Source organism: Peribacillus sp. NPDC058002 (assembly GCF_042886655.1).
Lineage (GTDB): Bacteria > Bacillota > Bacilli > Bacillales > DSM-1321 > Peribacillus > Peribacillus aracenensis.
In genome coordinates this window covers 1-1,198 of the sequence record NZ_JBHVQU010000526.1, presented here as the reverse complement: position 1 = coordinate 1,198, position 1,198 = coordinate 1, and the positions used below count along the sequence as shown (strand labels likewise).

The following is a 1,198-nucleotide window of genomic DNA, read 5'->3' as shown; positions in this document are numbered from 1 at the left end:
AAATTAGGGTATATTTCCTGTTAATATGGTAAAATATCGATGGTGAATAGGGGGAGATTATAATAGATACAACTAAATACTCAGATAATTTTTCTGAAGATTCATTTTGGAAGAAGATTAAAAAATTCGGCAAAAAAGCAGGGGTTAAAGTTGTTTATGTAGCTTTGCTATTGTTTTACACACTTCAAAAGCCAACTACTCCTGTTTGGGCAAAAACAGTAATTGTTGGTGCATTGGGATATTTCATACTTCCGATTGATTTAATTCCTGACCTAGTGCCAGGTGGATATACTGATGATTTTTCAGGGTTATTTGGAGCATTGATTACTGTTTCAATGTTTATCGATGAGGAAGTTAAGCTAAATGCAAAAGAAAGAATTGGGATTTGGTTCGGTGAAAGTGCAATTTCTGATACAGAATCAGTTGATGATAAATTAAATAAGAAAACTGATAGTGATGAGCAAGATAAAGATGAAGATCAGGATAAATAAAAGATGCAATCGCAAATATCCAGATACGGTAAAGCGATAAATATCCAAGCTACTTGTCATAAATTCAGACATACATTTGCTCGATTACTGTAGAAGTATCTGCTGGTATCTTTGAACTTCAAGCAATTTTAGGACATACATCAATGGAAATGGTAAAGCACTATGTAAATTTGTTTTCTGATGACGTTATCAAAAAGCACAAAGAGTTTTCACTGATTGAAAATATAAATAAAAAAAGGGTACGAAGTTAATTCGAATGAAAAAAAAGAGACAAGGTACTCGCAATACCCTGCCTCCAAACATTTTAAATCAATAATCCTATAAAACTAAATATGGAATTTCCTTACCCTTATAGTATGGAAAAAAATTCGATGTTGCAAGGTGCCGTTAGTATTGCCTTTTTTAGGGTATTCCCTAGTGAGCTGCCGTTAAGCACAAGTTAATAGACAAAACAAAGGAAAAAACAGCTGATTTTAAGCAGGAGAAAACTGATCTACAATTCGATTTTTCTAGCTTTATCGACAGTGAAAGTTTAGAAAAATTTACTGTAGAACTGCCAAAATAATGCACTAGCATCTATTATATCCACATGCACTTAGTGTTGCAACAAAATATAGTTACGATCACGAGGACAGCGTACATTTTGGTTAGCTTTCTTTTTTTATGGCAAAAGAGAACAGTAAATCTAAATACAGTCTAGATTATCC

Annotated in this window: 1 protein-coding gene; it reads left to right on the top strand. The window is 32.8% G+C overall.

Annotation, left to right across the window (positions count from 1 at the left end; all coding sequences use genetic code 11):
* Positions 1–56 precede the first annotated feature (56 nt).
* A complete protein-coding gene (locus ACFVSH_RS26855) occupies positions 57–491 on the top strand; it encodes a YkvA family protein (protein ID WP_387599303.1) in 435 nt (144 codons plus the stop codon).
* The last annotated feature ends 707 nt before the right edge of the window (positions 492–1,198 follow it).